26 protein-coding genes are annotated in these 26313 nt (G+C 60.4%); 16 read left to right on the top strand and 10 right to left on the bottom strand.

Annotation, left to right across the window (positions count from 1 at the left end; genetic code table 11):
* Positions 1-471: 471 nt before the first annotated feature.
* Positions 472-1230, top strand: coding sequence for an SDR family oxidoreductase (locus F8N21_RS16415; protein WP_150643110.1), 759 nt, complete (start codon positions 472-474; stop codon positions 1228-1230).
* A gap of 181 nt (positions 1231-1411) precedes the next feature.
* Here F8N21_RS16415 and F8N21_RS16410 read toward each other — a convergent pair whose 3' ends face one another.
* Entirely contained in the window at positions 1412-2614 is a 1203-nt protein-coding gene (locus F8N21_RS16410; RefSeq protein WP_150643109.1) for an NAD(P)/FAD-dependent oxidoreductase, read from the bottom strand.
* A 336-nt stretch (positions 2615-2950) separates the two neighbouring features.
* On the opposite strand from F8N21_RS16410, the gene F8N21_RS16405 reads away from it, so the two are divergent.
* The 3 genes from F8N21_RS16405 to F8N21_RS16395 all read left to right on the top strand — a co-directional run bounded on the left by F8N21_RS16405 (position 2951) and on the right by F8N21_RS16395 (position 5405).
* Positions 2951-3520 (top strand): RrF2 family transcriptional regulator, encoded by a 570-nt coding sequence (locus F8N21_RS16405; protein ID WP_150643108.1) that lies wholly within the window; start codon positions 2951-2953, stop codon positions 3518-3520.
* 181 nt (positions 3521-3701) lie between these two features.
* A complete protein-coding gene (yghX, locus tag F8N21_RS16400; protein ID WP_150643107.1) occupies positions 3702-4589 on the top strand; it encodes a YghX family hydrolase in 888 nt (295 codons plus the stop codon).
* 135 nt (positions 4590-4724) lie between these two features.
* The gene (locus F8N21_RS16395; protein ID WP_150643106.1) at positions 4725-5405 is read left to right on the top strand and encodes a glutathione S-transferase family protein; all 681 of its coding nucleotides are present in this window, start codon (positions 4725-4727) and stop codon (positions 5403-5405) included.
* A gap of 14 nt (positions 5406-5419) precedes the next feature.
* On the opposite strand, the gene F8N21_RS16390 is transcribed toward F8N21_RS16395, so the two are convergent.
* Genes F8N21_RS16390 through F8N21_RS16375 form a run of 4 tightly spaced genes read right to left on the bottom strand, consistent with a single transcriptional unit; the run spans position 5420 to position 9319 of the window.
* Entirely contained in the window at positions 5420-6400 is a 981-nt protein-coding gene (locus F8N21_RS16390) for an XdhC family protein (RefSeq protein WP_150643105.1), read from the bottom strand.
* 2 nt (positions 6401-6402) lie between these two features.
* Positions 6403-8586 (bottom strand): xanthine dehydrogenase family protein molybdopterin-binding subunit, encoded by a 2184-nt coding sequence (locus tag F8N21_RS16385; protein ID WP_150643104.1) that lies wholly within the window; start codon positions 8584-8586, stop codon positions 6403-6405.
* Between the two features lie 17 nt (positions 8587-8603).
* A complete protein-coding gene (locus tag F8N21_RS16380) occupies positions 8604-9062 on the bottom strand; it encodes a (2Fe-2S)-binding protein (protein WP_150643103.1) in 459 nt (152 codons plus the stop codon).
* Between the two features lie 53 nt (positions 9063-9115).
* Positions 9116-9319: a hypothetical protein gene (locus tag F8N21_RS16375; RefSeq protein ID WP_150643102.1), complete on the bottom strand. Its 204-nt coding sequence runs from the start codon at positions 9317-9319 to the stop codon at positions 9116-9118.
* Between the two features lie 120 nt (positions 9320-9439).
* Between F8N21_RS16375 and F8N21_RS16370 the strand changes: the two genes are divergently transcribed.
* On the top strand, positions 9440-10348 hold the full coding sequence (locus F8N21_RS16370; protein WP_150643101.1) for an AraC family transcriptional regulator: 909 nt from the start codon (positions 9440-9442) through the stop codon (positions 10346-10348).
* 257 nt (positions 10349-10605) lie between these two features.
* Here F8N21_RS16370 and F8N21_RS16365 read toward each other — a convergent pair whose 3' ends face one another.
* Complete coding sequence (locus tag F8N21_RS16365; protein WP_150643100.1) at positions 10606-11814, bottom strand: cytochrome c biogenesis protein DipZ; 1209 nt, start codon at positions 11812-11814, stop codon at positions 10606-10608.
* A 290-nt stretch (positions 11815-12104) separates the two neighbouring features.
* Here F8N21_RS16365 and F8N21_RS16360 point away from each other — a divergent pair, with 290 nt between their 5' ends.
* Together F8N21_RS16360 and F8N21_RS16355 are read left to right on the top strand one after the other, a co-directional pair.
* Positions 12105-12845, top strand: coding sequence for a response regulator (locus F8N21_RS16360; protein WP_150643099.1), 741 nt, complete (start codon positions 12105-12107; stop codon positions 12843-12845).
* Complete coding sequence (locus F8N21_RS16355) at positions 12842-14155, top strand: sensor histidine kinase (RefSeq protein ID WP_150643098.1); 1314 nt, start codon at positions 12842-12844, stop codon at positions 14153-14155. Before F8N21_RS16360 ends, F8N21_RS16355 begins: the two co-directional genes overlap by 4 nt.
* A gap of 201 nt (positions 14156-14356) precedes the next feature.
* Here the strand turns inward: F8N21_RS16355 and F8N21_RS16350 are convergent, their stop codons facing one another.
* Positions 14357-14557 carry a YbdD/YjiX family protein gene (locus tag F8N21_RS16350; RefSeq protein WP_150643097.1) on the bottom strand — a complete coding sequence of 67 codons (201 nt, stop codon included), beginning with the start codon at positions 14555-14557 and terminating at the stop codon, positions 14357-14359.
* Positions 14558-14785: 228 nt separating this feature from the next.
* Between F8N21_RS16350 and F8N21_RS16345 the strand changes: the two genes are divergently transcribed.
* From F8N21_RS16345 to F8N21_RS16335, 3 genes are all read left to right on the top strand, one after another.
* Positions 14786-16750 (top strand): DNA topoisomerase III, encoded by a 1965-nt coding sequence (locus F8N21_RS16345; RefSeq protein ID WP_150643155.1) that lies wholly within the window; start codon positions 14786-14788, stop codon positions 16748-16750.
* A 255-nt stretch (positions 16751-17005) separates the two neighbouring features.
* The gene (locus tag F8N21_RS16340; protein ID WP_150643096.1) at positions 17006-17461 is read left to right on the top strand and encodes a GNAT family N-acetyltransferase; all 456 of its coding nucleotides are present in this window, start codon (positions 17006-17008) and stop codon (positions 17459-17461) included.
* A 169-nt stretch (positions 17462-17630) separates the two neighbouring features.
* The gene (locus tag F8N21_RS16335) at positions 17631-18020 is read left to right on the top strand and encodes a hypothetical protein (RefSeq protein ID WP_150643095.1); all 390 of its coding nucleotides are present in this window, start codon (positions 17631-17633) and stop codon (positions 18018-18020) included.
* Between the two features lie 36 nt (positions 18021-18056).
* Here F8N21_RS16335 and F8N21_RS16330 read toward each other — a convergent pair whose 3' ends face one another.
* The gene (locus tag F8N21_RS16330; RefSeq protein WP_150643094.1) at positions 18057-20420 is read right to left on the bottom strand and encodes a DNA polymerase II; all 2364 of its coding nucleotides are present in this window, start codon (positions 20418-20420) and stop codon (positions 18057-18059) included.
* 330 nt (positions 20421-20750) lie between these two features.
* Positions 20751-21287: a DUF4174 domain-containing protein gene (locus F8N21_RS16325; RefSeq protein ID WP_150643093.1), complete on the bottom strand. Its 537-nt coding sequence runs from the start codon at positions 21285-21287 to the stop codon at positions 20751-20753.
* A gap of 375 nt (positions 21288-21662) precedes the next feature.
* Here F8N21_RS16325 and F8N21_RS16320 point away from each other — a divergent pair, with 375 nt between their 5' ends.
* Positions 21663-21857: a hypothetical protein gene (locus tag F8N21_RS16320; RefSeq protein ID WP_150643092.1), complete on the top strand. Its 195-nt coding sequence runs from the start codon at positions 21663-21665 to the stop codon at positions 21855-21857.
* Positions 21858-22006: 149 nt separating this feature from the next.
* On the opposite strand, the gene F8N21_RS16315 is transcribed toward F8N21_RS16320, so the two are convergent.
* Entirely contained in the window at positions 22007-22312 is a 306-nt protein-coding gene (locus F8N21_RS16315) for a panthothenate synthetase (RefSeq protein ID WP_150643154.1), read from the bottom strand.
* 235 nt (positions 22313-22547) lie between these two features.
* On the opposite strand from F8N21_RS16315, the gene F8N21_RS16310 reads away from it, so the two are divergent.
* The 5 genes from F8N21_RS16310 (at position 22548) to F8N21_RS16290 (ending at position 26110) form a co-directional block, all read left to right on the top strand.
* A complete protein-coding gene (locus F8N21_RS16310) occupies positions 22548-22994 on the top strand; it encodes a cupin domain-containing protein (RefSeq protein WP_150643091.1) in 447 nt (148 codons plus the stop codon).
* Between the two features lie 247 nt (positions 22995-23241).
* Positions 23242-23481 carry a hypothetical protein gene (locus F8N21_RS16305; protein WP_150643090.1) on the top strand — a complete coding sequence of 80 codons (240 nt, stop codon included), beginning with the start codon at positions 23242-23244 and terminating at the stop codon, positions 23479-23481.
* A 165-nt stretch (positions 23482-23646) separates the two neighbouring features.
* The gene (locus F8N21_RS16300; RefSeq protein WP_150643089.1) at positions 23647-23910 is read left to right on the top strand and encodes a hypothetical protein; all 264 of its coding nucleotides are present in this window, start codon (positions 23647-23649) and stop codon (positions 23908-23910) included.
* Positions 23911-24052: 142 nt separating this feature from the next.
* Positions 24053-24304, top strand: coding sequence for a hypothetical protein (locus F8N21_RS16295; protein WP_150643088.1), 252 nt, complete (start codon positions 24053-24055; stop codon positions 24302-24304).
* Positions 24305-24436: 132 nt separating this feature from the next.
* The gene (locus F8N21_RS16290; RefSeq protein ID WP_150643087.1) at positions 24437-26110 is read left to right on the top strand and encodes a tetratricopeptide repeat protein; all 1674 of its coding nucleotides are present in this window, start codon (positions 24437-24439) and stop codon (positions 26108-26110) included.
* The last annotated feature ends 203 nt before the right edge of the window (positions 26111-26313 follow it).

Here is a 26313-nt window from a genome sequence, read left to right as displayed (position 1 = left end):
AAGGCCGGCAGCCGGCTTGAGTGGTTGGGCGCTACCATCTCCTATGCCAGCCAGCGCAGCTCGATACGCGCTCAGATCCAGTTGATGCTGTCGAACCAGGCTCATCTCGATTCTCCCTTGCTCAAGGCAGTCAAGCGCTGACAGTGGGTTTCCAGGCTCAGTTTTCCAGGCTCAGGTTTTCAGACTGAGGGTAGACCAAGAAAGGTTGCTCAGCCGCCGGCGCCTCCGGGCTTGGACGAACGATCGGTCGACCGTTGCCCCGACGCTGACGCGCCCTGACATCACGAGCGCTTCCAACCGCCTGTCGGCCGGCGCGAATAAGCACTTGATACCTCCGCCGCCGGGGAGATCCTGTGTAAATGCAGCAAGCCCCTACAGCGGGGCCGGAACACATCCAACCCTGGCTCTGCCACCCGGCTCAGGGCGCCCCGGGCCAGATCGCACCCCTGGACACGCATCTGGAGAAAGGACATGAAAATCGTCGTCATCGGAGGCACCGGCCTGATCGGCAGCCAACTCTGCAAGAACTTGCGAGATCTGGGGCATGACGCCGTGGCCGCGGCGCCGAGTACCGGCATCAACACCCTTACCGGCGAAGGGCTGCCGCAAGCGTTGCAAGTCGCTGACGTGGTCGTCGACGTGGCGAACTCGCCATCATTCGAGGACACCGAAGTTCTCCACTTCTTCGAAACGTCCGGACGCACCCTCCTCACAGCCGAGGCGGCCGCCGGAGTCAGGCACCATGTCGCCCTGTCAGTGGTAGGCACCGAGCGGATGCTCGAAAGCGGTTATTTCCGGGCGAAAATGGCTCAGGAAAAACTCATCAAGGATTCAGGCATTCCCTACACCATCCTGCGGGCCACGCAGTTCTTCGAGTTCATGGGGGCCATTGCTCAATCCGGCATTCCGGATGGCGAGAACATCCGTTTGACCTCCGCCGCTTTGCAACCGATTGCCTCCCTCGATGTAGCGGCGGCACTGACGACGATTGCGGTGCAAGCGCCGACCAACCAGACCGTGGAAATTGCCGGGCCGGAGCGCAAACCACTGGTGGAGTTCGTGAAGATATTCCTGCAACACACTCACGATCCGCGCCACGCCGTCCCGGACGCCACGGCTACTTATTTCGGCGCGCGGATCAATGACCAATCGCTGACGCCGGGGAGCAAACCCATGGTCGGACCGACCCGCTTCCAAACCTGGCTCAAGAACACCGCGCCCCCGGCCTGACCGGTGCGAGCATTGGAGTGCGCTTCAGCGTCAATCCGCGTGGGTTTGGGGAGTGCGGACGATCGCTCGCTCAGGAGAGCGCCGAACATTAAGACGCGCATAAAAAAACCGCCCAAAATGACGTGGGCGGTTTTCTTGCAACAGGCAGCGTCATCGAGACTGCGCCGTGGGCAATCTCGTCTCAAGCGACAGGGATCAGCGGGTCGGCTGCCGCCAACGCCGTTTCACGGTCAGCCGCCGGCGGGTAGATCCACAGGGTGTTGATCTGGGTCTTGAGCGACTTGCCTTCCTGCCCGGTCAACTTGACCTGACGATCCCAACCCTCGGTGTAGACCGCGCCCCAACTGCCCAGGTCCAGGCAGGTGACGTACTTGGGCTGGCTGTAGGGCGTCGGATCGACGCCCAGCAGATGCGCGGCAACGTTGTTGCCGGCATGACGGCCCAAGGCAATGGCGTGCTGGCAAGTCATCAATGCGTAGTTGCCGATGTCATCGGTAGCAGCGTAGGCCACGTCGCCGGTGGCATAAATATCTGCCTGGCCAATGACTTTCAGATGGGAGTCCACGTGCAGACGACCGAGGGAATCGCGTTCACCGGGGATCTGTTCGGTCAGCGAACTGGCCCGCACACCGGTGGTCCAGACCACAGTGTTGGCTTCGATGCGTTGACCGTCAGCCAGGGTGACACCCTTGGCATCGACGGCAGCCACCGTCGACTTCAAGCGCCATGTCACGCCCACCTCAGTGCTGGCCTCGGCAATTGATTGGCTGATCTCGGCTCCCATGGACGCGCCGACCTTTTCACCACGATCAACAATGACCACTTCGATGTCCGCATCCTCACCGAGGATGGCCCGCAGACGCGCCGGCATTTCGGTGGCGGTTTCAATCCCGGTGAAGCCGCCACCGGCGACCACTACCCTGTTGCGGGCCTTGCTCAGCGGCTGGTTTGCCAGGGATTTGAGGTGATTTTCCAGGCGTACGGCTTGTTCGATCTGGTCCACATCGAAGGCATATTCGGTCACGCCCGGGGTGCTGGACTGTGCGAGGCGACTGCCGGTGGCCAGCACCAGTTTGTCGTAGCTGCACACCTGCCGGACGCCGGACGCATCGAGGTAGCCAACACGCTTTTGCTGCACGTCGATGGTCTCTGCGGCGCCCTTGATGAACTTGACGCCTACCGCATCGAACAACTCGCCGATCGGTGCGGCCAGCTGGTGAGCATTCGGTTCGTAAAAACGCGGGCGGACCCGCAGCTCCGCCTGAGGCGCCAGTACGGTCACTTCAACGTCGGAGTGACCATGGATGTCGAACAGACGCGTGGCGCTCAACGCCGTCCACATGCCACCGAAACCCGCGCCGATTACCAGGATGTGCTGTTTCATTTTTAACTCCAGGTGGAAAACCAAGTGATGAATTCGCTAAAAGGTTCACGCTTATCGGTAGCAGGACATGAAGTCGGCGTGCAGTGTTCTTGAAGAGCGCATACCGTTGCTGACCGTATAACTACGACTATATTTGTCGTAGTTATCCGTCACAAGTGGTTTTTTTTGATCATTACCATCGAATTTCTGGATAGGTTTCACGTAGCGCTCTACAGCGAATGTGTGCCGCTATAGATGGCCTGTTGAAAGCTGAGAGGAGATAAATCAAGGCCGACACTCGTTGCCACCCTCTCCTTTCGCCGCTAAAATTTACGACTCATTTAGTCGGAGATTACGATGTCTCTTTACAGCGCAGGTGTTGAGTACGGCATTCATTGCCTGCTGTTTTTGGTGGGTGACGGTGGCGAGAGCCGTGAGGCGAGCGTGCGTGACCTGGCGGAACTGCAGGGCGTGCCCCAGGACTACCTGGCGAAGATTTTCACCAAGCTGGCCAAGGCAAAACTGGTGGTAGCCACCGAGGGCGTGCGCGGCGGGTTCAAGCTGGCACGGCCTTCGGACGAAATCAGCCTTCTCGACATCGTCAACGCCATCGACGGCCGCAAACTGATCTTCGATTGCCGCGAAATCCGCGGCCGTTGCGCCGTGTTCGAAGGCTCTCCGCCCGCCTGGGCGCTGGACGGTTATTGCGCGGTTCATGGGGCCATGTTGACGGCGCAGAAACGCATGGAAGAAGCCCTCGCCCAACAGACCATTCTGGACATCGCCAGAAAGTTCGGACGAAAAGCCCCCGCAGAGTTCGCCAGCCAGGTCGACACCTGGATAAACGATCGGCGCGAAAAGAAAGGCAGTGCCAGTGCGCTATCGGCTGACGAGAAGACTATTGCGGTGACCGATGTTTCGGGCTGAGTGAGTCTGTCCACGAGGGGTAACAGATGCCTCAAAAGACTGTCGCCCGCCGGACCTCCCGAAGGGGCGGCACACCCGGCATCCCCCCCGAAACACTGCTTTAATCATTGGACTCCAGGCCGCACTCGTCAGCCCTTGCGTTCAACGCCGGGAGGCGAGTGATTGAAAAGGAAACGCACAGATGGACCGTCTCACGGCGAAAGATTTTGCCCCTGAACTGCTCGAACTGTATGACTACTACGCCCATGGCAAGATCAACAGACGAGAGTTTCTTGATCGGGCGGCGGCCTTCACGCTAATGGGTCTGACCGCTACCGCGACCCTCGCGGCCCTGAGTCCGAAGTATGCGCTCGCCGAACAAGTGGCCTTTACCGACCCGGCCATCATCGCCGAGTACATCTCCTATCCATCCCCCAAAGGCCACGGGCAAGTCCGTGGCTATCTGGTCCGTCCCGCGAAAGCCACCGGCAAGGTGCCGGCTGTGGTGGTCGTGCATGAAAACCGCGGGCTCAATCCCTACATCGAGGATGTCGCCCGGCGGTTGGCCAAGGCGGGATTCATCGCCCTCGCCCCCGATGGCCTGACGTCGGTCGGGGGATACCCCGGCAACGATGACAAAGGTCGGGAGCTTCAGTTGAAGGTAGATCCGGAAAAGCTGATGAATGACTTCTTCGCCGCCATCGAGTGGCTGATGAAGCATGATTCGACCACGGGAAAAGTCGGCATAACCGGATTCTGCTATGGCGGCGGAGTTGCCAATGCCGCTGCCGTCGCCTATCCCGAACTAGGTGCTGCAGTGCCCTTTTATGGCCGGCAGCCAAAGACTGAAGATGTTCCCCGGATTCAGGCCCCTCTCCTGCTCCACTACGGCGAGCTGGATACGCGCGTCAATGAAGGATGGCCAGCCTATGAGCAGGCGTTGAGAGCCGCCGGCAAGACCTATGAAGCCTACATCTACCCAGGCGCCAACCATGGTTTCCATAACGACTCCACGCCTCGCTACGATGAGGCCGCGGCCAATCTTGCATGGGACAGGACGCTGGCCTGGTTCCGGCGATACCTGGCTTAAAGTTGAACGCGCCGCAGCCCGCTTCCACCAGCAACGGACGATCAGCCGAGTCTATCGATTGTCCGGAACCAGGTTACACCGAGTTCCCGGTTCAACACACCTCAACCCTGCAGTACTCTCACAGGAGCTGAAAAGATGTCGCTGACTCTTTACTACCACCCGCTGGCGTCGTACTGCCATAAAGTGCTGATCGCGCTCTACGAAAACGCTATCGAATTCGAAAGAAGAATCATCGATCTCACGGACGATGCAGACAGAGCGGAGCTTCAAGCACTATGGCCCATCGGCAAGTTCCCGGTGATCCGTGACTCTGCTCACCAGCGCACCCTGCCGGAATCCACCATCATCATCGAGTACCTGGATCGACTTTATCCAGGTGAACATCCGCTGATTCCAGGCGACTGGGATACCGAGCTGGAAGTACGTCTATGGGACCGTTTTTTCGATAATTACATCCACGTGCCGATGCAACAGATTGTCGCTGATCGCCTGCGCGGAGCTAACGGCGATTTGACCAGAGAACGATCTATGCTGGAGACGGCGTACGGCATGCTCGATCGCCAGGTGGCTTCCAGAACCTGGGTTGCCAGTCCAGACTTCAGCCTGGCCGATTGCGCCGCTGCCCCGGCGCTTTTCTATGCCAGCACGCTCCAGCCGTTTCCCGACGACTACCGCCACTTGCGAGCCTATTTCGACCGGTTGACCCAAAGGCCGTCAGTCCGGCGGGTCATCGACGAAGCCAGGCCCTACTTTCCACTCTATCCGTTTGCGCAGGCCATCCCGGAACGGTTTCGCCAGGGGTCGGACATGACGTAATCGCCGCACCGCGCTCAAAGGGCATCGCGTGGCCGACCTCGATGGACGCGCAAAATATCCGCCATCACCGCCAGGGCGATCTCGGCGGGCGTCGTGCTGCCCAGGGCCAGGCCGATCGGCATATGCAGACGGGCAATCTCATCATCGCTCAACCCACCGGAGCGGCGCAGGCGCTCGGCGCGCGCCCTGGACGTTGTTCTTGAGCCCATGACCCCGATGTAAAACGCCGGCGTGCGTACCGCCTCCATCATCGCCAGGTCATCGATTCGCGGATCATGGGTCAGCGCCACGATGGCGGTGGCCGCGTGACAGGCGCCAGAGGCGATAAACTGTGAAGGGAGCGCCGGCCGCACTTCAATGCCCGGCACCTTGAAACCTGTGCAGGCCTCCTCGCGAGGATCGCAGACGATGACCTCAAACCCCAGGGTACGGGCGAACTCCGCGCAAGCGACCGAGACCGGCGAGACACCGGCAATGATCAGGCGAGCGGCCGGGCCGACGCGGATCTGTACCCGCTCGCGCTCGATATCCTGAACCACTCGCGGACCCACTCCATCGTCTTCAAGGAAGTACGCCTCACCGCTCTCCAGGTCAACGCATCGTATGAGATGCCGCTGGCCAAGCAACGTGGAGCGCAGGACCTCGAGTTGGGTCAGTGTTGCCATGTCGGGTGACAGACGTTCGATCAGCACCTTCAGGATGCCGCCACAGGGCAGTGCGATCCTCGATCCCTGAGGACCCTCGGGATCCCCGTAGCGCAGGGTCGTCACGCAACGGTCGAACGCTCCATCCTGGAGGCGCTCGAGGAAGTCCTCCTCGACGCAACCGCCCGACAGCGAGCCGATGTGCTGACCGTCCCCTCGTGCCGCCAGCATGGAGCCAGGCTCGCGCGGCGAAGAGCCAAACGTGGCGAGCACCGTACATAGCCAGACCGTCTCACCCGCACGAGCCCAGGCCAGTGCCTGCTCAATTACCTGCACATCCAGATGTTGCATGATCAACTCGCTAACTGGTTACCAATAGGTAGCCGCCGGATACGCGTATGGGTCGCCGCCGCCAGGGCATTCACCACCGCTGGCGCCAGCGGCGGTACGGGAGGCTCGCCAATGCCCGTCGGCGCGGTCGTTGAGGGCATGATATGGACCTCGACGCGGGGCATATCGGCGATGCGCAGCGGTGGGTAATTATGGAAGTTGGACTGATCCACCTTGCCGCCGGTGAAGGTGATGGCCTCGCTCATCGCCGCAGAGAGCGCGAAGCCGACGGAGCCTTCGACCTGAGCGCGGATAACGTCGGGGTTGACGGCGATGCCGCAATCCACCGCACACACCACGCGGTCTACGCGGTAGCGGCCGTCCGTCTGCACCGTGACCTCCGCCACTTGGGCGACGTAGGACCCAAACGCTTCATGCACCGCTACTCCGCGACCGCGTCGCTCGCCTTCCTTGCCCTTCGGCAGAGGGGTGTTCCAACCGGCCTTCTTTGCCGCAAGCTTCAGCACCGCGGCATGACGCGGCTGCGCTTGCAGCATGGACAGACGCCAGGCCACGGGGTCGTGGCCGGCTGCTTGTGCCAGTTCGTCGATGAAGCACTCCGTGGAAAACGCGGTATGGGTGGAACCCACTGCCCGCCACCATTGCACCGGCACTGCGATGTCACTAACGGTGTGCAGGTCAACCAGCATGTTGGGGATGACATAGGGAAGATTGACCGCCCCTTCCACAGACGTCGGGTCGATGCCGTTTTTGATCGCGCCGGCAAAGGGCGACCCGGCTACCACCGACTGCCCCACCAGGCGATGTTGCCAGGCAACCAGCTTGCCCTGGGGATCCAGGCCGGCCCGCAGCCGGTGATGGAACATGGGTCGATAGTTACCGGCCTGCATATCGTCTTCGCGCAGCCAGACCAGCTTCACCGGTGCCCGACCGCCGATGGCCTTGACGATGTGGGCGGTCTCGAGGATGTAGTCGCCGTCCTTGCTCGCGCGGCGACCGAAGCTGCCTCCGGCATACAGCGTATTGATGCGTACCTGCTCCGGCTTCAGGCCAAACAGTGTGGCCAGCAGGCCCTGATTGTAGGTTTGCATCTGCGCGCCGAACCATGCTTCACAACCGTCGGCTGTCAGCCTGATCACGCAATTCATCGGCTCCATGGCCGCGTGTGCAAGGTACGGGAAATCGTACTCCGCCTCGAGAACCTGTTTGGCACCCGCCAGCGCGGTATCTGCATTGCCTTCCTGCCGCGCGACCGCGCCCGGTGACTCGGCGAGCTTGCGAAACTGATCGAAAATCTGCTTGGAACCGAGGCTGAAGGCGGCGCTTTCGTTCCACTGGACACTCAAGGCATCACGCCCGCGCTTGGCACTCCAGGTATCCCGAGCGAGCACGGCAACGCCGGTGGGAATCTGTACCACCTCGACCACCCCGTTGACGGCCAGAGCTTGCGTCGCATCGAAGGAGGCGACCACGGCACCAAAGCGCGGCGGGTGGGCGACGATAGCGGTGAGCATATCGGGCAAGTGGATGTCCTGGGTGTAGACCGCGGTTCCGTTGATCTTGGCCGCGGAATCCTTGCGGTGTAGTGGCTGGCCAATCAGCTTGAAGTCATGGGGTTCCTTGAGGCTGACCTGCTCCGGTACCGGCTGCTCGGCGGCGGCGCTGGCCAGCTGACCGAAGCTCGCTTCCTTGCCTGACGCCGGGTGCCTGAGCACGCCGTCCGCGACCACGATTTCTTGCGCTGGAACCTGCCAACGCTGTGCGGCCGCGGCCACCAGCATGGCCCGGGCCGAGGCCCCGGCTTTGCGCAGTTGCTCCCAGGAGTTGGCGATGGCGCTGCTGCCACCGGTGCCCTGTGACGGCCCCCACTTCAGGTTGTTGTATCGGCTGGCATCGGCGGGTGCGCTTTCGACACGCACCTGCGACCAGGCTGCATCCAACTCTTCGGCGACGATTGTCGCCAGGCCCGTATAGCTGCCCTGCCCCATCTCGAGATGCTTGGCAACAACGGTGACGCTGTTGTCCTCGGCGATACGCAGAAAGGCGTTAGGCTCGAAGACCGAGGCCTGCACCTGGCCAGCATCCGGGCTCTTGGCCATCGCCCAAGGGAAATACACTGCCAGCGTGAGGCCGGCCGTGCCCTTCAGGAAGCGGCGGCGACTTTCGTTCTCGATAGTCCGGGTCATGAGGATCTCCTTGCTCTTCAGGCCAGCGACTTCGCCGCATCGTGGATGGCTGCGCGAATGCGCACATAGGTGGCGCAGCGGCAGACGTTGCCCCCCATCGCCTGGTCGATATCGGCGTCCGTGGGCTTGGGATTGTTTTTCAGCAGTGCCACGGCACTCATGATCTGCCCGGACTGGCAGTAGCCGCATTGCACGACATCGAGATGTTGCCAGGCGTTCTGCACCGCTTTGCCTGTTGTGCCCTGCCCCACGCCTTCGATGGTCAGGATCTTCGCACCGGCCGCCGCGGAAACCGGCGTACTGCAAGCGCGCACAGGTTGCCCGTCCATGTGCACGGTACAGGCGCCGCACAGCGCCATCCCGCAGCCAAACCTGGTGCCGGTTAGCTGTAGCGTGTCGCGCAGCACCCAGAGCAACGGCGTATCGGCGGCAACGTCTACACGCATCTCCTGGTCATTGATGTTGAGCGTGATCATGAAAATCTCCGAGGTAAATGCTGTAGTGGGTACTGCGCCGATAACGCCGAAGCTCAGCGGTCGATGCTTGCCATGTATTCCTCCGCCAGGCGCTCGCCCTGCACCCGGATGGTGGCGAAGACTTTTTCGATATCGCGCAGGTCCGTGGTACTCAGCTCGACCCCAGATTTTCTTCCAGACGCTCGATCCTGGTGGTGCCCATCAAGCCGTCCCTCATCAGGAATCGTCGTGCTCAAAGTATGTTGGCGCACAGCCAAAAATCGATTGCCTGATCCGGCTCTTTGATTGCCTGATTCGGCGAATTTATTTCGAGGTTTCGCCCATCACAAGGTGCTAGCCTCGGACTTCCAGCGAGGCCATGCCATGAGATTGAGCAGATGAGAGATCAAGATGGAGCGCAAACCCGGCTGTTGGGAGAACTGACAGCCGCCATCGTCGAGATTGCCCATAATGACGGCGACTACCCGACGCCGATCCCTGGACTCAGCGTGCACCGCAGAAGCGTCGTCACCGACCCAATCCCCTGCATCTACGGCCTGGGGGTGGCGCTGATCGTGCAAGGCGGGAAACAGGTCATGCTGGGTGAAGAGGTGTTCGACTTCGCTCCCGGGCATTCGCTGCTGACAACTGTCGATTTACCCGTGGTCTCCCACATCTCCAGGGCAACGGCTGGCGAGCCGTTTCTCGCCGTGCTGCTGACCCTTGATGCGCAAGCCATTCTCCAGCTGGCGGGCGAACTGGACCTGCCACCGCCCTCCAGGCAGTTTGCCTACCGCCCCCTGTCACTGGGGCCGGTCGAAAACGCCTTGCTTGATGCGCTGGCGCGGCTGGTGAAGTTGCTAGCGGAGCCTGCGCTGATGTGTGCCTTGGCGCCGTTGATCCGGCAAGAGATCACCCTCCGTTTACTCGCCGGACTGCACGGGCCACAACTCCAGTACGTGATAGCAGCCGGCTCCCCGAGTCAGCAGATCTCGAAGTCCATGGCATGGCTCAAGCTGAACTTCCACCGAACGCTACGCATGGACGCGCTGGCGACTGATGCGCACATGAGTCCATCGACATTCCGCCAGCATTTTCGCGAGATCGCAGGCATGAGTCCGCTGCAATACCAAAAGCAACTTCGGCTGCAGGAAGCGCGACAATTGATGCTTAACGAGAAGCTCGATGCGAGCATCGCCGGAATGCGCGTGGGCTACGAGAGCGTGTCGCAGTTCAGCCGAGAGTACAGCCGGCTGTTCAGTGCGCCGCCACAGCGAGATATCAGGCGTCTGCGCCTGAGCTTGTAGCGAGAAGGCAGCCCCATGCATCGCGGCACGCTTGCAGTACGACCCAGTCTTTGAAGTCGTCGTTATAACGCTTAGACATTACTATGCCGTTACCGCAGGAATGGATATGTACACCGGCAAAGGCCAAGATCAAAAGATCGCAGCCTTCGGCAGCTCCTACAGTGGGATTGGGTACATCCGCGAGATACAGGCGGCTGTCAGGCCGCCATCATCGCGAAAGCTCGCTCCTGCAGTGGATTGGTGTATATCCACAAGAATCAGCCCGCCTTGGCCTCCTGCAGCAGTTGTTGAATAACCTTCTCCTGCTCGGCGTAGCTGCCTTCGCCAAAGTGGCTGTAGCGAACCTGGCCCTTGGCATCAATGAAGTAGTGGGCAGGCCAGTACTGGTTGTCGAATGCGCGCCAGATTGCATAGTTATTGTCGATAGCCACCGGGTAGCCGATGCCGAGCTGTTTGACCTGCTTACGGACGTTGCTGATGATCTTCTCGTAAGGGTACTCGGGTGTATGAACACCGATGACCACCAGCCCGTCCTTCTCGTACTTCTTTGCCCAATCGTTCACATAAGGCAGGGTGTGCTGGCAGTTGATGCAGTCGTAGGTCCAGAAGTCCACCAGCACTACTTTGCCGCGCAATGACTCACTGCTCAGCGGTGCAGAGTTGAGCCACTCGACCGCCCCCGCCAGCGGCGGCAGGGTGCCCTTCACTCCCAGTTCCATCGATGACGCCGCGCTGACTTTGCTGACAAAGTAGTCGACCACCTTGGGGATCTTTTCCAGAAGGCTTTTCTCCACAGCGGTGGATCCCTGAGAAGAGGCGCCGGCGAGCAGTTTGTTATCGGCTCCGGTGGAAATCACCACCGCTGCCAGCAATACCGCGAAACCCGCCCCACGGCGCAACCAGCCAGTGACCGGTATCGAAGGTTTCAAGCGGCTGACCAGCCCGCGGCCGGCGAAGATCAGCGTCCCCAGGGACAATGCACTGCCCAGGCCATAGGCCAACAGCAACAGGCTGGTTCCTGCGTTTGCGCCCTGCAGCATCGCGCCGCTGAGGATCACCCCGAGGATCGGCCCGGCGCACGGCGCCCAGAGCAACCCCGTGGCAACGCCCACCAGCACCGATGCCAATGGCCCGGACATCTTGCGGCTGGCAGGATCGATGCGGTTGCCAAGCAGGACGAAGGGCCGTGCCAGCCAGCCACCGACCCGGGCGGAAATCAGCGACAAGGCGAACAGCACCATGACCATCAGGGCCAGATGGCGCCCGGTGTTATTGGCCTGGATCACCCATTCGCTGCTCACCACCGCCAGGCTCGAGACCAGCGCGAAGGTCAACACCATGCCACTCAAGGTGAGAAAGACCGAGGAACGTGAACGGTCCGCCCGGGCGAACAGGAACGGCACCACCGGGAGAATGCAGGGGCTGAGGACAGTCAATATCCCGCCCAGGAATGCAATAAGTAACATGGGATCACCTGCTAACGTTGATCGAGAGACAGGCAGTGCTGCTGCGCAATCTCGAGGGAGCCTATTGAATGCCCTTGAGGTGTCTCGAATGTGTCGTATACAACCGTCCATCAAGTCGGTAAGTATCAAAATGGCAACTGGATACAGTGAGATACATCCAGCCGAAAAAACGGCGACCTTGTATCCCTGTGTATCCAGGGCGATCCGGATACAGGGCGATACAAAGGACCGCGGTACGGGCGTCGCGCCCCACTAGAATGCGCAATGTCCGACTATCAGAGGGTTGTGCGATGGAACACGTGAATCACATTCTGATCGTCGACGATGATCGCGAGATCCGTGAGTTGGTGGGCAATTACCTGAAGAAGAACGGCCTGCGCACCACGGTGGTCGCCGATGGGCGGCAGATGCGTTCCTTCCTCGAATCGAACACGGTCGACCTGATCGTTCTGGACATCATGATGCCGGGCGATGACGGCCTGGTGTTGTGTCGCGAGTTGCGTTCCGGCAAACACAAGACCACGCCAATCCTCATGCTGACCGCGCGCAACGACGAAACCGACCGCATCATCGGTCTCGAAATGGGCGCCGACGACTACCTGACCAAGCCGTTTTCCGCCCGTGAGCTGTTGGCCAGGATTAACGCCGTGCTGCGGCGCACGCGGATGCTGCCGCCCAACCTGGTGATCACCGAGAGCGGTCGGCTGCTGGGCTTCGGTCGCTGGCGCCTGGACACCACCGCCCGGCACCTGCTGGACGAAGACGGCACCCTGGTGGCCCTGAGTGGCGCCGAATACCGTCTGCTGCGGGTGTTCCTCGACCATCCGCAGCGAGTGCTCAGCCGTGATCAGTTGCTCAACCTGACCCAGGGCCGCGACGCCGATCTGTTCGATCGCTCCATCGACCTGCTGGTGAGCCGTCTGCGCCAACGGCTGATGGACGACTCCCGCGATTCGACCTACATCAAGACGGTGCGCAGTGAAGGTTATGTGTTCTCCTTCCCGGTGGAAATCCTCGGTGCCGAGCCATGAGTTTCGCGCTGCGCGGGCCGCGCACGCTGGCCTCTCAGCTGTCGCTGATTTTCCTGGTCGGTCTGATCGTCGCCCACGGCCTCTCCTTCGGCGTGCAATTCTACGAACGTTATCAAAGCGCAGAAGCGATGTTGATGGGCAACCTGGAGAACGATGTGTCGATCGCCGTTGCAGTCCTCGACCGTTTACCGGCTGCGGAGCGTGCCGACTGGGTGCCGCGATTCGAGCGCCGGACTTATCGTTACCTGCTGGGTGAAGGCGAACCCGGTACGCCTGTCGACCCAAAGGATGCCGATGAAGCCGTGCAGTCGATCGAAGATGCCGTGGGCAAACGGTACCCACTGAGCTTTACCCGAATCCCGGGGCCGCTGCAGCATTTCCAGGCTCACCTGAAACTCAGCGACAGCACCCCGCTCACCATCGATGTCAGACCTTCGGTCATGCCCCTGTCCTCGTGGCTGCCACTGGTGTTGCTGGTGCAGCTGGCGCTGCTGCTCCTGTGCACCTGGCTGGCCGTCAGGGTCGCCATTCGACCGTTGACGCGTCTGGCCCAGGCGGTGGAAACCCTCGACCCGAATGCCCACAGCGTCCATCTGGATGAGAACGGCCCGACCGAAGTCGCCCATGCCGCAGCGGCTTTCAATGCCATGCAGGACCGCATCGGCGCCTATCTCAAGGAACGGATGCAACTGCTGGCGGCGATTTCCCATGACCTGCAGACACCCATTACCCGGATGAAGCTGCGAGCCGAGTTCATGGACGACTCCAGCGAGAAAGACAAACTCTGGCAGGACCTCGGCGAGATCGAGCATCTGGTCCGCGAAGGCGTCGCCTATGCGCGCAGCGTCCATGGCGCCACCGAGGCCAGCTGCCGGATCGACCTGGATGCTTTCCTCGACAGCCTGGTCTACGACTACCAGGACATGGGCAAAGAGGTGGAGCTCGGCGAGAAGAATGCCGGGGTCATCGAAACCCGCCCCCATGCGTTGCGCCGAGTGCTGGTCAACCTGGTGGACAACGCCCTGAAATTCGCCGGAGCGGCGCATATCGAGGTTCAGAGCAAAGCCGATTCAAGCCTCGCGATACGGGTACTGGACCGCGGGCCGGGGATCGCCGAGGAAGAGCTTGGGCAGGTTTTGAAGCCCTTTTATCGCGTGGAAAACTCACGCAACCGCAATACCGGCGGTACCGGCCTGGGCCTGGCCATCGCCCAGCAACTGGCCCTGGCCATCGGCGGCTCGTTGACCTTGAGCAACCGCAAAGGCGGCGGCTTGTGCGCAGAGCTTGTGCTCAAGCGCCAGCCTGATTGAGGTTGGCTGATTCCAGCAGCGGCAGGGACCCAATGTGGGAGCGGGCTTGCTCGCGATAGCGGTGGAACAGTCGACATCAATTTTGAATGTGCTGCAGTCATCGCGAGCAAGCTCGCTCCCACAAAATCAAGATCAAAAGATCGCAGCCTGCGGCAGCTCCTACAGATTTTCCCCAGTTTATAGACCGTGACCGAGAAGCCTTCAGCAGCACCGCGTCGTACATGTGCGATTGCCGTAGCGCGCTTCCTGACGTTCGCGGAAAAACGCCGAATAGCTCATCACCGGCTGGTCTGGGTGATTGAGCGCCATCTGCGCGACGTAGTTGTCGTAATCCGGGACGCCCACCATCAAGCGCGCGCTCTGGCTGAGGAACTTGGCGGCATGTTGCAGTTTGCGGTACATGGCGGATCTCTCTGTGATGTGGGGACCGGTCCATGAAATCGCACTTATGTATCTGCAGTGTGTCGGCGCCCCGGTCATTTGTATTCTCAGGTATTCAAACCAGCGAATTGCAGCACCACGCAATCCCCTACACATTTTATCTGTATATCCATACAGATAAAGGTTGCCCAAATGCGTGACACTGCGCATCCTGTGCAACTTCCAGACCCGTAAGAGATGATGGTGGTTATGCGGCTGTTCCTGTGTGAAAAACCTTCCCAGGCCAAAGATATCGCGGCGGTACTCGGTGCCAGCCGCCGTGGCGACGGCTGCTGGGTGGGGCCGGATATCACCGTGACCTGGTGCATCGGCCACCTGCTGGAAACCGCGCCACCGGATGCTTATGACGCTCGCTACAAGCGCTGGGTGCTGGCCGATCTGCCAATCGTCCCCGAGAAGTGGAAGATGCTGGTCAAACCCAGGACTGCCAGCCAGTTCAAGGCGGTCAAACGCCTGCTCGGCGAAGCCGACGAACTGATCATCGCCACCGATGCCGACCGTGAGGGTGAGATGATTGCCCGCGAACTGGTGGAACACTGTCGTTATCGCGGGCCGATTCAACGGCTGTGGTTGTCGGCCCTGGACGACGCGTCGATCCGCAAGGCATTGACCCTGCTCAAGCCCGGCGCCGAGACCTTCAGCCTGTACCATTCGGCCCTGGGACGCTCGCGCGCCGACTGGTTGATCGGGATGAACATGAGCCGGCTGTTCACCTTGCTCGGACGCCAATCCGGTTATCAGGGCGTGCTGCCCGTGGGCCGCGTACAAACGCCAACCCTGCGCCTGGTGGTCGATCGTGACCGCAGCATTGCCGATTTCGTGCCGGTGGCGTATTGGGCCATCGACGTACAGCTGGTGCAGGACCACACGACCTTCACCGCCCATTGGCGCGCGGCGCCAGACGCCTGCGACGAACAGGACCGCTGCCTGAACCCGGCGCTGGCGCAAGAAGCCGCGACGGCTATGCGCAACGCCAGCCACGCCCGGGTGGTCAGGCTGCGAACCGAACGAGTGCGCGAGGCCGCGCCCCTGCCCTTCGATCTGGGTACGCTGCAGGAAGTCTGCTCGAAGAAGCTCGGACTCGGGGCACAGGAAACCCTGGACATCGCCCAGGCATTGTATGAAACCCATAAAGTCATCACCTACCCACGCAGCGATTGCGGCTACCTGCCGCTGAGCCAACACAGCGAGGCGCCGAAGATTCTGGCGGCATTGGGGCGCGCCGATCCGGCGCTGGCCGAGCTGCTCAAATACCTCGAACCACAGCGCCGCTCGCGAGCGTGGAACGACGCAAAGGTCAGTGCCCACCACGGCATTATCCCTACGGGCGCCAGCAAAGACCTCGAGCGCCTGGTGGGCAAACAACGCGCGGTCTACACCCTGATTCGAGCGCGTTACCTGGCGCAGTTCCTGCCTAACCACGAGTACGATCGGACCCAGGCCGACTTCGATTGCGCCGGGCAAGCCTTGCGTGCGGTGGGCAAACTGATCGTCGAGCCGGGCTGGAAACGTGCGCTGCCCGAGGCCCTGGCGCCGGCCAAGGGTCGCGAAGCGCCTGCTCCGCAAACCCTGCCGGTGCTGGCCGAGGGCCGCGATTGCGCGGTGGCCGAGGTCATCTTGAAGGACCTCTGGACCCAGCCACCGAAACCCTTTACTGAAGGCGATCTGATCAAGGCGATGAAGAACGTCGCCAAGCTGGTAGTCGATCCCCTGCTCAAACAGAAACTCAAGGACACCACCGGGATCGGCACCGAGGCGACTCGTGCCGGGATCATCCAGGGTTTGCTCGATCGAGGTTATCTGGTCAAGAACGGCAAGGCCCTGGCGGCCACTCCGGCCGCCTTCAGCCTGATCGACGCGGTTCCCCGGGCCATCGCCGATCCCGGCACCACGGCGATTTGGGAGCAGGCGCTGGACATGGTGCAAAGCGGCGAGATGAGCCTCGAGGAGTTCGTCACCCGGCAGGCCGCCTGGATGAGCAAACACGTGAGCCGTTGTCTCGGCCTGCGCCTGACCATCAGCGGCCCGGCGAGCCCGGCCGGTAGCGGCGCGGCGCCCTGGAAGAAGAAGCGCAAACCGACCAAGCGCAAGGCTACGACTACGACCAAACGCGCTGCCAAGTCGGGCAGCGGATTTGATACGAAGAAAACCTGACCAGAGACCTTCGGTGCATGGGAAATCGCCAGGATCGCAGCCCGCGGCAGCTCCTACGCCGACTCCATACACCCGCAAATATCCGGTGAACGCAAGACCTGTAGGAGCTGCCGCAGGCTGCGATCTTTTGGCAGGCGCCCAGCATTTCACTGACTGGCATCGTCCCTGATCCACCCGAGTTGCACCGACAGCCCCGGATATCGCATGCTCGACGTTTCAAACATATCCCAATGGACTGGCACGGAAGGTATACGGATGACCCTGATAATCGACAAAGTCGACAACCCCAGTGAAGACGAGCGCGAGGCCATCCTCGAACCTTTGATGGCGCACAACATCGCCCAGGTGGGCGATGCAGGGCTGGAAAAATTCGCCTTGCTGGTCCGTGACGACCAAAGCGAGCAAATCCACGGCGGGCTCTACGGCAAAATTTCCGGTAACTGGTTGTTCATCGAGTTGCTCGGGGTGTCCGAGCAAGTGCGCGGGCAAGGCATAGGCTCACGTCTGATGGCGATGGCCGAAGACCTGGCGCGGAAGAAAGAATGCGTAGGGATCTACCTGGATACCTTTGACTTCCAGGCACCGGTTTTCTATCAGAAACTGGGGTTTACCCAGTTCGGCCGGTTAGACGACTACCCACCTGGCCACCAGCGTTATTTTTTCCAGAAACGACTGGACCATGATGGAACCGGTACTCATGAAGATGAGTGAGTGGTGTCTGCACTGGCTGGAGGCGGAAGGCCCGGCAGCAACCGTTCTTGCCGTGGCATCAAAGGCAGGGATCCTTTCGCAGGTGCCCCTGGGTCGCTGACCCCCAGCCGGCGGTGCTATAGTCAAACGTCTTGGGGTTGACACGGGGGCTCATTTCGCAGGTGCCAGCATGCGAAACCTCAACCTGCTGCTGCTCGTCTGTTGCGCCAGTGTTGCGAGCAATGTCCAGGCTCAATCAATCGACAATGGGCCGGCCAACCGGGGCTTTGGCAACCTGGCCCTCTATGACGGGCAAGACCAGGGTTTCTTCGATCCCGAGCCGCTGGCCTATCGTTCTGCGCCACCACGGACTTATCTATCGACGTCGCCCCAGCGATTTGTGCCGATCTCGGACGGGCATGATTTCCACAACTCTCGACTGCCGATTGCCACTGACGAAAAACCCCGGGTGCTTATCCGTTCTTATCACCCGGATTTGGGAGTGTCCATTGATACCGAGGTTACCGATCCGGCCTGCCTGTCGAGCTGTCGCAATCCTGAGGCAGCGAGGAACCGGTAAGGCCTGACCAACCAGGCCACCAGCCCGGCGATGCAGTCAGAACAACCCGAGCTGCCCGCCGATCAATGTGCTGAAATCGTCGTTGACGAACGGCAGGATGGCATCGGCCACCGGCTGCAACTGGCGCGTGACGTAGTGGTCGTAGTCGATCGGCGCGCGCAGTGTTTCCAGCGGTTCGGGACCTGCGAGGGTGATGACATAGCTGATCCAGCCACCGTTCTGGTACTGCCGTGGTCGCCCCTGCTGGTCGTTGTATTCGTCGGCGATGCGCGCCGCGCGCGCATGCGGCGGGACATTGCGCTGGTAGTCCCCCAGCGGGCGGCGCAGGCGTTTGCGATAGATCAGCAACTCATCGAGTTCGCCGGCCAGGGTGCGCCGCACATAGTCGCGCACATACTCCTGGTACGGTTGCCGATTGAAGATGCGCAGGTAAAGCTCCTGCTGGAACTGTCGGGCCAGCGGCGACCAATCGCTGCGGACCGTTTCCAGGCCCTTGTAGACCATTTCATGGCTACCGTCGGCGCGCGTGACCAGCCCGGCGTAACGCTTCTTGCTGCCCTCCTCGGCACCGCGAATGGTCGGCATCAGAAAGCGCCGGAAGTGGGTTTCGAACTGCAACTCAAGCACGCTTTGCAGACCGAATTCCTTGTGCAAATACTCCTTCCACCACTGGTTGACGTGCTGCACCAACGCCTGGCCGATACGCGCGGCTTCCTCCTCCGAATGGGCGCGCCCCAGCCAGACGAAGGTCGAATCGGTGTCGCCGTAGATCACCGCATGCCCCTGGGCCTCGATCAGCTCGCGGGTCCTGCGCATGATTTCGTGGCCGCGCAGAGTGATCGACGACGCCAGGCGCGGGTCGAAGAAGCGACAGCCACTAGAACCCAGGACTCCGTAGAAAGCGTTCATGATGATTTTCAGTGCCTGTGACAGCGGTCCGTTATGTTCGCGCTTGGCCACTTCCCGGCCTTCGGAAACCCGGGCAACGATCGCCGGCAGGCAGTGCCGGGTCCGCGAAAAACGCGCTCCGCGAAAGCCCGCCACCGATTCGCTCTCATCGGGATGGCGCAGGCCCTCCACCAGCCCCACCGGATCGATCAGGAAGGTGCGAATGATCGACGGATACAGACTCTTGTAGTCGAGCACCAGCACCGACTCGTACAAACCCGGCCGCGAGTCCATGACAAAGCCGCCAGGACTGGCCTCGGGCATGCGTTCGCCGAGGTTCGGCGCGACAAAACCCTGGCGATGCATCAGCGGTATGTAGAGGTGGGTGAAGGCCGCGACCGAGCCGCCGCTGCGGTCGGCGGGCTGACCAGTGACGGTGGCGCGTTCCAGCAGGAACGTCAGCAACTGCGTCTTGGCGAAGATCCGCGTCACCAGCTCACAGTCCTTGAGATTGTAGCGGGCCAGCGCCGGCTTATCCTCGGCGAACATGCGGTTGATTTCGTCCATGCGCTGGTACGGATTGTCGATGGATTTACCTTCGCCGAGCAGCGTCTGCGAGACATGCTCGAGGCTGAACGAAGCAAAGCTCCAGGTCGCCGAGCGCAGCGCTTCGATGCCGTCGATAATCAACCGCCCCGCTGCGGCGGCGAAGAAGTGATTGTTGCGCGAACCGTGCTCGCGCCACTGCATCTCCTCGCCGCCGCGCCCCAGCCGCAAGGGCACCGCCAGGCGTCGGGCATGCTCGTGCAACACCCGCAGGTCGAACTGCACCAGATTCCAGCCAATGATCGCGTCGGGATCATGCCGGGCGAACCACTCGTTCAACTTCTTCAGCAGCAGCGTGCGGGAATCACAGTATTCAAGCTGAAAATCGATCCCGGTGCCGTCGCCGTTTGGCGAGCCGAGCATGTACACCTGACGCTCACCGCAGCCCTCGAGCGCGATGGAATACAGCTCGCCCTGGGCAGTGGTTTCGATGTCAAGGGAGACCAGCTTCAGTCGGGGCCGATAATCCGGCGCCGGTTTCATCTGCGCTTCCAGCAGCGTGCCGCTGCTGTCCGGCGTGCCACTGAAGGCCACCGGCGCAGTAATGAAACGCTCCATCATGTAGCGTTCCGGTGGGCGGATATCGGCTTCGTAGACATGCACACCGGCATCGCGCAGTTGCTTGTCGAGGTGCATCAGCTGACGGTGTTGCCGGCAGTACAGACCCAGCACCGGGCGATGGTGAAAGTCGCGCAGTTCCAACGGACGGAGTTCGACCTCGCGCTCGCCGCGCAACTGCAACTCGGCCTGCTCGCGCTGCTCGGCGGCAATAAAGGCCACCGAGGGCTGATAAGGCAGGCGGATAAACCGCGGGCCCTCATCGGTCGCCAGCCAGAACTCGACCAGCGTGCCCTGCGGCGTATCGCGCCAGTGTCGGGTCAGGACGAAACCCTGCTGTAAATCCACCACTGCAACCTCAAGAACCTGCCTTTCACTGGGCGATTCTACCCGTCATCGTCGGCGATAGCGCGCGAGAGCCTGCTTGGCGCCTTACGAAATCCCTGATAAAGCTAGGCACTTGCTGATTACCGAAGGATCTGCGACCTGAACGTTATTCGTTGAACCCATAATCGACTCGGTTTAACAGGTCGCAGCAACTCGGTAGATACTCGGATCAGTTCCCTCTCCCCCGTGGGGAGAGGGTTAGGGTGAGGGGTGGTTCCTGAGCCTGGCGAACAATCTGAAGCGTTCCTCGCAAAAATTCCGCTTAACTGACTGGTATTGCGGCTCACCCCGTCAATCATCCAGCGGTTTAGGGGGTTTCATCGGCTTGGGTTTGGCGGCCTTGCCGGCAGCCCCCGGCTTGACCTCGGGCTCTGGTGGAGGAGCCACCACGTACTCTTTTTCCGACGGGGGCATCTGGTCGATAGCGCTGAAAAGCTCCTTGGCATCGACGAGGTCGGGGCGTTCGATCTTCTTCTCGCCGTCCTTGCCCACCAGGATAATCTTGGTTCTGTCACTGCTGGCGCCCAGTTTGAGCTCACGGATCAGGGCCATGGTGGTCTGCGGTTCCATATCCTTGCCATCACGCTGGCCGATGGTATTGATCACGGTGTAGAGCACCATATTGCGTTCGGTAAAGGCCTTGCGGTTGGCGGGCTCATCGAGGGATTTTTTCAGACTGACCAGCGTCGGGTCCACGGTACTGGGAGCGATGATGACCAGCGGACGAAACTTCCCGCGGTCCCGAGCCAGTGGACCATCGCTGTCGGCAGCCAGTAACGGCCCGGCAGCGGCGAACAGGGTGACGAGGATCAGTGAGCGGATGAGCATGCGCATCTCCTTTTCATGTCCCGGCAGCATTGATTGCGCGTTTGGTCCGCGTCACTTCAAGCTCAAGATGCAACCGTGGTAGTGCCCTGAAGCTTAGGTCAGCGTGGGGGGGCGCGCAAAGCGCTATGGGTTGCGCGTGATACTGTCCGAGGTGCCGAAGATCAAAAGATCGCAGCCTGCGGCAGTTCCTACGGGGGATTGTGGACACCCGTGGCGTCGCGGGTTGGGTGCTGCGGCGGATTTGCTCGGTCGGCGTAGGAGCTGCCGCAGGCTGCGATCCTTTGATCTTCCGGCCGGCAAAAAGAATCAAATTCCTGGTGCCTCCAGGCATGCACGTTATAGTTGAAAGGATTCGAATTAACGGGAGGGGGGGGTATGCGCCAGATCGTTAACAAAGAGCCATGGTGGGCTGCGCCACCGAAACCGGGTCAGGATGAGTCTGAATTGGAGTGGGGCTGGCTGCTGACATACAACGAGGGAGAACCGCGGTTCGAGTTCGTCAAAGAGCGGCCTTCAGACCATGAGATCCGTAACCGCAAAAGCTGCCGGATCGCGCCTGTGTCGGAGTAATGCTGACAGCCACGGCGACAGGGACCGCGTCGCGGCGGCTGCTTTCGACCGGGAGCTGAGCTCAGTGGGGGGCGATTCTTTTTGCCGGCCAGAAGATCAAAAGATCGTCCGAACGCGGCCCGAACCTTCGGCAGCTCCTACCCCCCTCCTCAGCCCCATTTTTTCCCGAGCACATCGAGACCGGCCTTCTGCAGATCCTCCGGGCTCATCGCCAGACGGAACTTGCAGTTGGCCTCGAAGTTTAGAAAAAACGGTTCGGCAAAAGCAGGGATCTCGGATGAGTCTTGTACATTGATCAGGAAGATCCCGCTGCGCATTCCATCCTGCTCGGTAAAATACGCAGCATCCGGTTTGATGCTTTCCAGGATACGCCTGATGATCTCGCCGACCTTGCCGTCTCTGACGTAGGAGTTGAAGGGCTCATGAGGAAACTCGACCATCAGTAGCATCTTCATCATTCAATCCTCTTTCGACTTGCCGGCCTGGAGCCAGAGCTTGCCGCTTCTCTTGCCGCCTGACTAATCCCGACGGTCCGTTTATTTAAGAGTAGCGAAGCGTGGGCAGGTACCCCTGCGGGGTTACCGACGGTCATCAAGCAGCGCGATTTCAGTGGATTCAGGGCAGATCCACGGCAGCAGTTCTACGAGTGAATATACTGTTTGGTGCGCAGTCATCCTCCGGAGAGCAATCATGCGAACGGTCCATATTATCGAAGCGGATAACACACCCGAGCCTGTCAATGTAGTGGGCGAGGCGATCACGATTCTCGCCGGCGGGGATCTCACCAAACCCTTCGAAGTGCATATCCAGGAGGGAGTGCAAGGCGGCGGGCCACCCCCGCACTTTCACCCTTGGGACGAGGCGTTCTACGTGATCGATGGGCAGGTCGAGGTCACCGTGGAAGGCAAATCCACCACCGTGGCAACCGGTGGTTACGTGCATATCCCGGGTGGCGCCGTACATGCCTACAAGAACATCAGCGCCACCGCAAAAATGCTCGGAGTGGTCTCCGATCCCAGAGGAGGCAAGTTTTTTGCGGCCGTGGATCGGCTCAAAGTGCCTGAAGACCTACCTCGAATACTGGAGATAGCCAGGCAGTTCGATCTCACGTTCTTGCCGCCGGCTACTCAGGAGTAAGTGACTCGTCACTATCAATAATGCCGATGCGCTCCAGCTCGCCAACCATGGACTAAAGTACCAGAAACCACTCATCGCCGACGGCGGCAAAATGGCTCAACTTGGTACAAACTCATTCGACGCCATAGGCCGTTGTTATCAGGATAGATAACCACACACCGAACTGGAGCTTTCGTTCGGCGTCATGACTTGAAGAATGCCAGGAGAGCATTTTCACCTTCGAGTTCTGCCAGAAAGGAATGTCGCTATGACCATAAAAAAAAACCAGCAACTGCCCCACCCTGCATGGCCGCAATCCCTCAACCTCAGCAGTCAGCTGTTCTTTGAAGCCGATCGGCTCAGCGAAGCAGCCTATGCGCACTTGAGTAACCACCCTGTTTCGACTCAGACCGTTAATGAGTTCTCGGAACTCAAAAGGCGTGCGGACAATAAGTACATCGAAGCCCGCCGCACGTGGTTCGACACCAAAGACAAGATCAACCGGTAAACGTACTCAGCTGGCAAAGCCGGTGCAGGGGCTTCGCTGCAGGGCACGCTCTTGAAATCGGTTGTGGTGTAGTCCAACGCCGTCCGCCCAGGCTGTTCGACAAACACAGCCTCGAGCAGGATCCGGCGCAAAAAAACAAGAACAGGTCAATAAAAGGGTGCAGCAATGAATGGAACGAGGATCACCGGTCAAGCCACGGCATGTCTGAACCTGGCACTTGAACGTAACAAACAGCTTTTCAGCGAAGCACATAAATTGAGCTGCGCCGCCCTCGACCTTCTCGATCGGCCCTACATGGATGCGGAAGTCTTCATGCAGTACCAGGAGCGCAGACAGCACGCCGATCGTAAATACCATGAAGCCATCGAGCATCTGCGATCGATCATGACCGAGTACGACGCCCCGCCGTCCTTGACAGAGTTCCGTTGACGCCCGTCATCCGTTGATTTCGTCTGAGTGATAATGGAGAAAATTCAGTACCGGGCCTCTGAGTCGGGCAGTCCGCCATAGGCCTTGACCATCCAGATGCTCAGCCTTGATCTACGCTCTGATTATTTGTCGGAGAGCGACCATGGCACTGCTCGAGATTCATAAAAGGTTCGCCCAGTTTACGGGCACCTCCTGGATCATGGCGTGCGTAAATAGTACTCGCTTGCAGCAGAGCGCCATCGAAGCGCAGATCAGGTATCTGGAATCCCTGGGGGAAGCATCGCTGGAAAGACAGCAAATCCTCGAAAAGGAAATGAAATTCAGGTTCGATAAATCGCAAGCCTATTGGGAGCGCATGTGGAGCGATCTGGCAGCTTGCGAACAGTCCTGCTGACATTTACGGTTTCTGAAAAACTTTGCAACGAATGACATCTGCGCCTGTCGAGGCGTCCTCTAAAATTAAATCGCTGCACCCTGCCAGTCCCGAAAAGGCGTCTTTCCATGCTCCTGGAGAGAGGATAAACCTATGGGTGATTACTACGATCTGGGCACCTATAGCCGTCCAGTGACCACAAGCTCGCCGCAGGCTCAGGTCTGGTTCGATCGCGGTTTACTCTGGAGCTATGGCTATAACCACGAAGAGTCCATACGTTGTTTTCGCAAGGCCATCGACCATGACAATGATTGCGCGATGGCCTATTGGGGCATCGCTCATGCCTCGGGCTCTAACTACAACAAGCGCTGGGATGCATTTGCCGAGCAGGAGTTGAGAGAAGCCGTGGCCAAGGCACGCCGGGCGACCCAAGCTGCGCTGGCGCGCATGGATGGAACAACGCCGGTGGAGCAGGCGCTGATCCGGGCGCAGGAACAACGTTACCAGGCAGATCAGGCGGCGAGCATTGACGAGCTTTGCACCTGGAACGATGCCTACTCGGCTTCCATGCGCAGTGTCTATGCCGCCTTTGCCGACGATCTTGATGTCAGCTCGCTGTTTGCCGAAGCGCTGATCAACCGCACGCCCTGGCTGTTATGGGAGCTCAAGAGTGGCGCTCCAGCCCAGGGCGCGGACACTCTTGAAGCGGTGGCCGTGCTGGAACAGGCGCTGCGGCTGATCGACCAGCGCGGGGATGCACCGCACCCCGGCCTGCTGCACATGTATATCCATACCATGGAGATGTCACCCTGGCCGGAACGCGCATTGCGCGCCTGCGATGCCTTGCGCGACCTGGTGCCAGACGCCGGACACTTGCGCCATATGCCGTCGCATATCGATGTGCTCTGCGGCGACTACCATGCCGGGCTGGTGACCAATAGCCAGGCGATCCTCGCTGACCGCAAATACCTCGAACGCGAAGGCCCGATCAATTTCTACACCCTCTACCGCAGCCATAGTTATCACTTCAAGCTCTATTCGGCGATGTTTCTCGGCCAGTACCACCCTGCCCTGGAAGCCGCCAATGAACTGATCGAGACTATTCCCGAAGAACTGCTGCGGGTGACTCAGCCGCCGATGGCCGACTGGGTGGAAGGCTTCGTGCCGATGAAGATGCACGTTCTGGTACGATTTGGCCGGTGGCAGGAGATTCTTGCCGAGCCCCTGCCCGACGACCCGCAGCTGTACTGCGTGACCACGGCGATGCTGCATTACGCCAAAGGCGTGGCGCACGCGGCTCAGGCGCAGATAGCCGCCGCAGAAGCCGAGCAACAGCGCCTCCTTGAGGCAATGGCCCGAGTACCTGAGACACGGTATATCTTCAACAACACCTGCACGGATATCCTGGCAATTGCCGCGGCCATGCTGCAAGGCGAAATCGAGTACCGCAAGGGCAACCACGACAGCGCCTTCGGCCATCTGCGCCATGCGCTGGAACTGGACGACAACCTGCCCTATGACGAGCCCTGGGGATGGATGCAACCGGTCCGCCATGCGCTGGGTGCGCTGCTCCTGGAGCAAGGCCGGATAGAAGAAGCCGCAGCGGTTTATCGGGCCGATCTGGGGCTCGACAATACACTCAGTCGAGCGTCCCGGCATCCGGACAATGTGTGGAGTCTGCACGGGTATGTGGAGTGTCTGCACCGGCTGGGCAAGCACGCCGAAGCGGCGGTCGTACAAAGCCGCCTCGACCTGGCCGTGGCCCGGGCCGATGTGCAGATCAGTGCATCGTGTTTTTGCCGGGTTGGAGATGGTTGCTGCAGGTGATGCTCTAAAACCTTGGGCATAGGTATCTACACATTTTTTGATGCTTGGCAGGGCGTAGCAGCTGTCGAGTAGAACGAGGCAGCGTCCGGCTGCGAAGCAGCCGAAAGACCCTGCACCTCGGTGTTTCAGATAAACCGCGAGCACAGGTTTTACGAGGACTCCGTCCTCGGACGCTGCCTCGTTCCACTCGACAGCTGCTACGG

This window comes from Pseudomonas fluorescens, from assembly GCF_902497895.1.
GTDB classification, from domain to species: domain Bacteria; phylum Pseudomonadota; class Gammaproteobacteria; order Pseudomonadales; family Pseudomonadaceae; genus Aquipseudomonas; species Aquipseudomonas fluorescens_BP.
This window is presented reverse-complemented; position numbering and strand designations above follow the sequence as displayed.

Coding starts and splice junctions, on each gene's coding strand:
- F8N21_RS16295 (WP_150643088.1), top strand. CDS start 24,053: ATGGCACTGCTCGAGATTCATAAAAGGTTCGCCCAGTTTACGGGCACC.
- F8N21_RS16370 (WP_150643101.1), top strand. CDS start 9,440: ATGAGAGATCAAGATGGAGCGCAAACCCGGCTGTTGGGAGAACTGACA.
- F8N21_RS16320 (WP_150643092.1), top strand. CDS start 21,663: ATGCGCCAGATCGTTAACAAAGAGCCATGGTGGGCTGCGCCACCGAAA.
- F8N21_RS16345 (WP_150643155.1), top strand. CDS start 14,786: ATGCGGCTGTTCCTGTGTGAAAAACCTTCCCAGGCCAAAGATATCGCG.
- F8N21_RS16380 (WP_150643103.1), bottom strand. CDS start 9,062: ATGATCACGCTCAACATCAATGACCAGGAGATGCGTGTAGACGTTGCC.
- F8N21_RS16350 (WP_150643097.1), bottom strand. CDS start 14,557: ATGTACCGCAAACTGCAACATGCCGCCAAGTTCCTCAGCCAGAGCGCG.
- F8N21_RS16385 (WP_150643104.1), bottom strand. CDS start 8,586: ATGACCCGGACTATCGAGAACGAAAGTCGCCGCCGCTTCCTGAAGGGC.
- F8N21_RS16305 (WP_150643090.1), top strand. CDS start 23,242: ATGACCATAAAAAAAAACCAGCAACTGCCCCACCCTGCATGGCCGCAA.
- F8N21_RS16390 (WP_150643105.1), bottom strand. CDS start 6,400: ATGCAACATCTGGATGTGCAGGTAATTGAGCAGGCACTGGCCTGGGCT.
- F8N21_RS16360 (WP_150643099.1), top strand. CDS start 12,105: ATGGAACACGTGAATCACATTCTGATCGTCGACGATGATCGCGAGATC.
- F8N21_RS16365 (WP_150643100.1), bottom strand. CDS start 11,814: ATGTTACTTATTGCATTCCTGGGCGGGATATTGACTGTCCTCAGCCCC.
- F8N21_RS16405 (WP_150643108.1), top strand. CDS start 2,951: ATGTCTCTTTACAGCGCAGGTGTTGAGTACGGCATTCATTGCCTGCTG.
- F8N21_RS16355 (WP_150643098.1), top strand. CDS start 12,842: ATGAGTTTCGCGCTGCGCGGGCCGCGCACGCTGGCCTCTCAGCTGTCG.
- F8N21_RS16335 (WP_150643095.1), top strand. CDS start 17,631: ATGCGAAACCTCAACCTGCTGCTGCTCGTCTGTTGCGCCAGTGTTGCG.
- F8N21_RS16300 (WP_150643089.1), top strand. CDS start 23,647: ATGAATGGAACGAGGATCACCGGTCAAGCCACGGCATGTCTGAACCTG.
- yghX (WP_150643107.1), top strand. CDS start 3,702: ATGGACCGTCTCACGGCGAAAGATTTTGCCCCTGAACTGCTCGAACTG.
- F8N21_RS16395 (WP_150643106.1), top strand. CDS start 4,725: ATGTCGCTGACTCTTTACTACCACCCGCTGGCGTCGTACTGCCATAAA.
- F8N21_RS16340 (WP_150643096.1), top strand. CDS start 17,006: ATGACCCTGATAATCGACAAAGTCGACAACCCCAGTGAAGACGAGCGC.
- F8N21_RS16415 (WP_150643110.1), top strand. CDS start 472: ATGAAAATCGTCGTCATCGGAGGCACCGGCCTGATCGGCAGCCAACTC.
- F8N21_RS16410 (WP_150643109.1), bottom strand. CDS start 2,614: ATGAAACAGCACATCCTGGTAATCGGCGCGGGTTTCGGTGGCATGTGG.
- F8N21_RS16325 (WP_150643093.1), bottom strand. CDS start 21,287: ATGCTCATCCGCTCACTGATCCTCGTCACCCTGTTCGCCGCTGCCGGG.
- F8N21_RS16315 (WP_150643154.1), bottom strand. CDS start 22,312: ATGAAGATGCTACTGATGGTCGAGTTTCCTCATGAGCCCTTCAACTCC.
- F8N21_RS16310 (WP_150643091.1), top strand. CDS start 22,548: ATGCGAACGGTCCATATTATCGAAGCGGATAACACACCCGAGCCTGTC.
- F8N21_RS16290 (WP_150643087.1), top strand. CDS start 24,437: ATGGGTGATTACTACGATCTGGGCACCTATAGCCGTCCAGTGACCACA.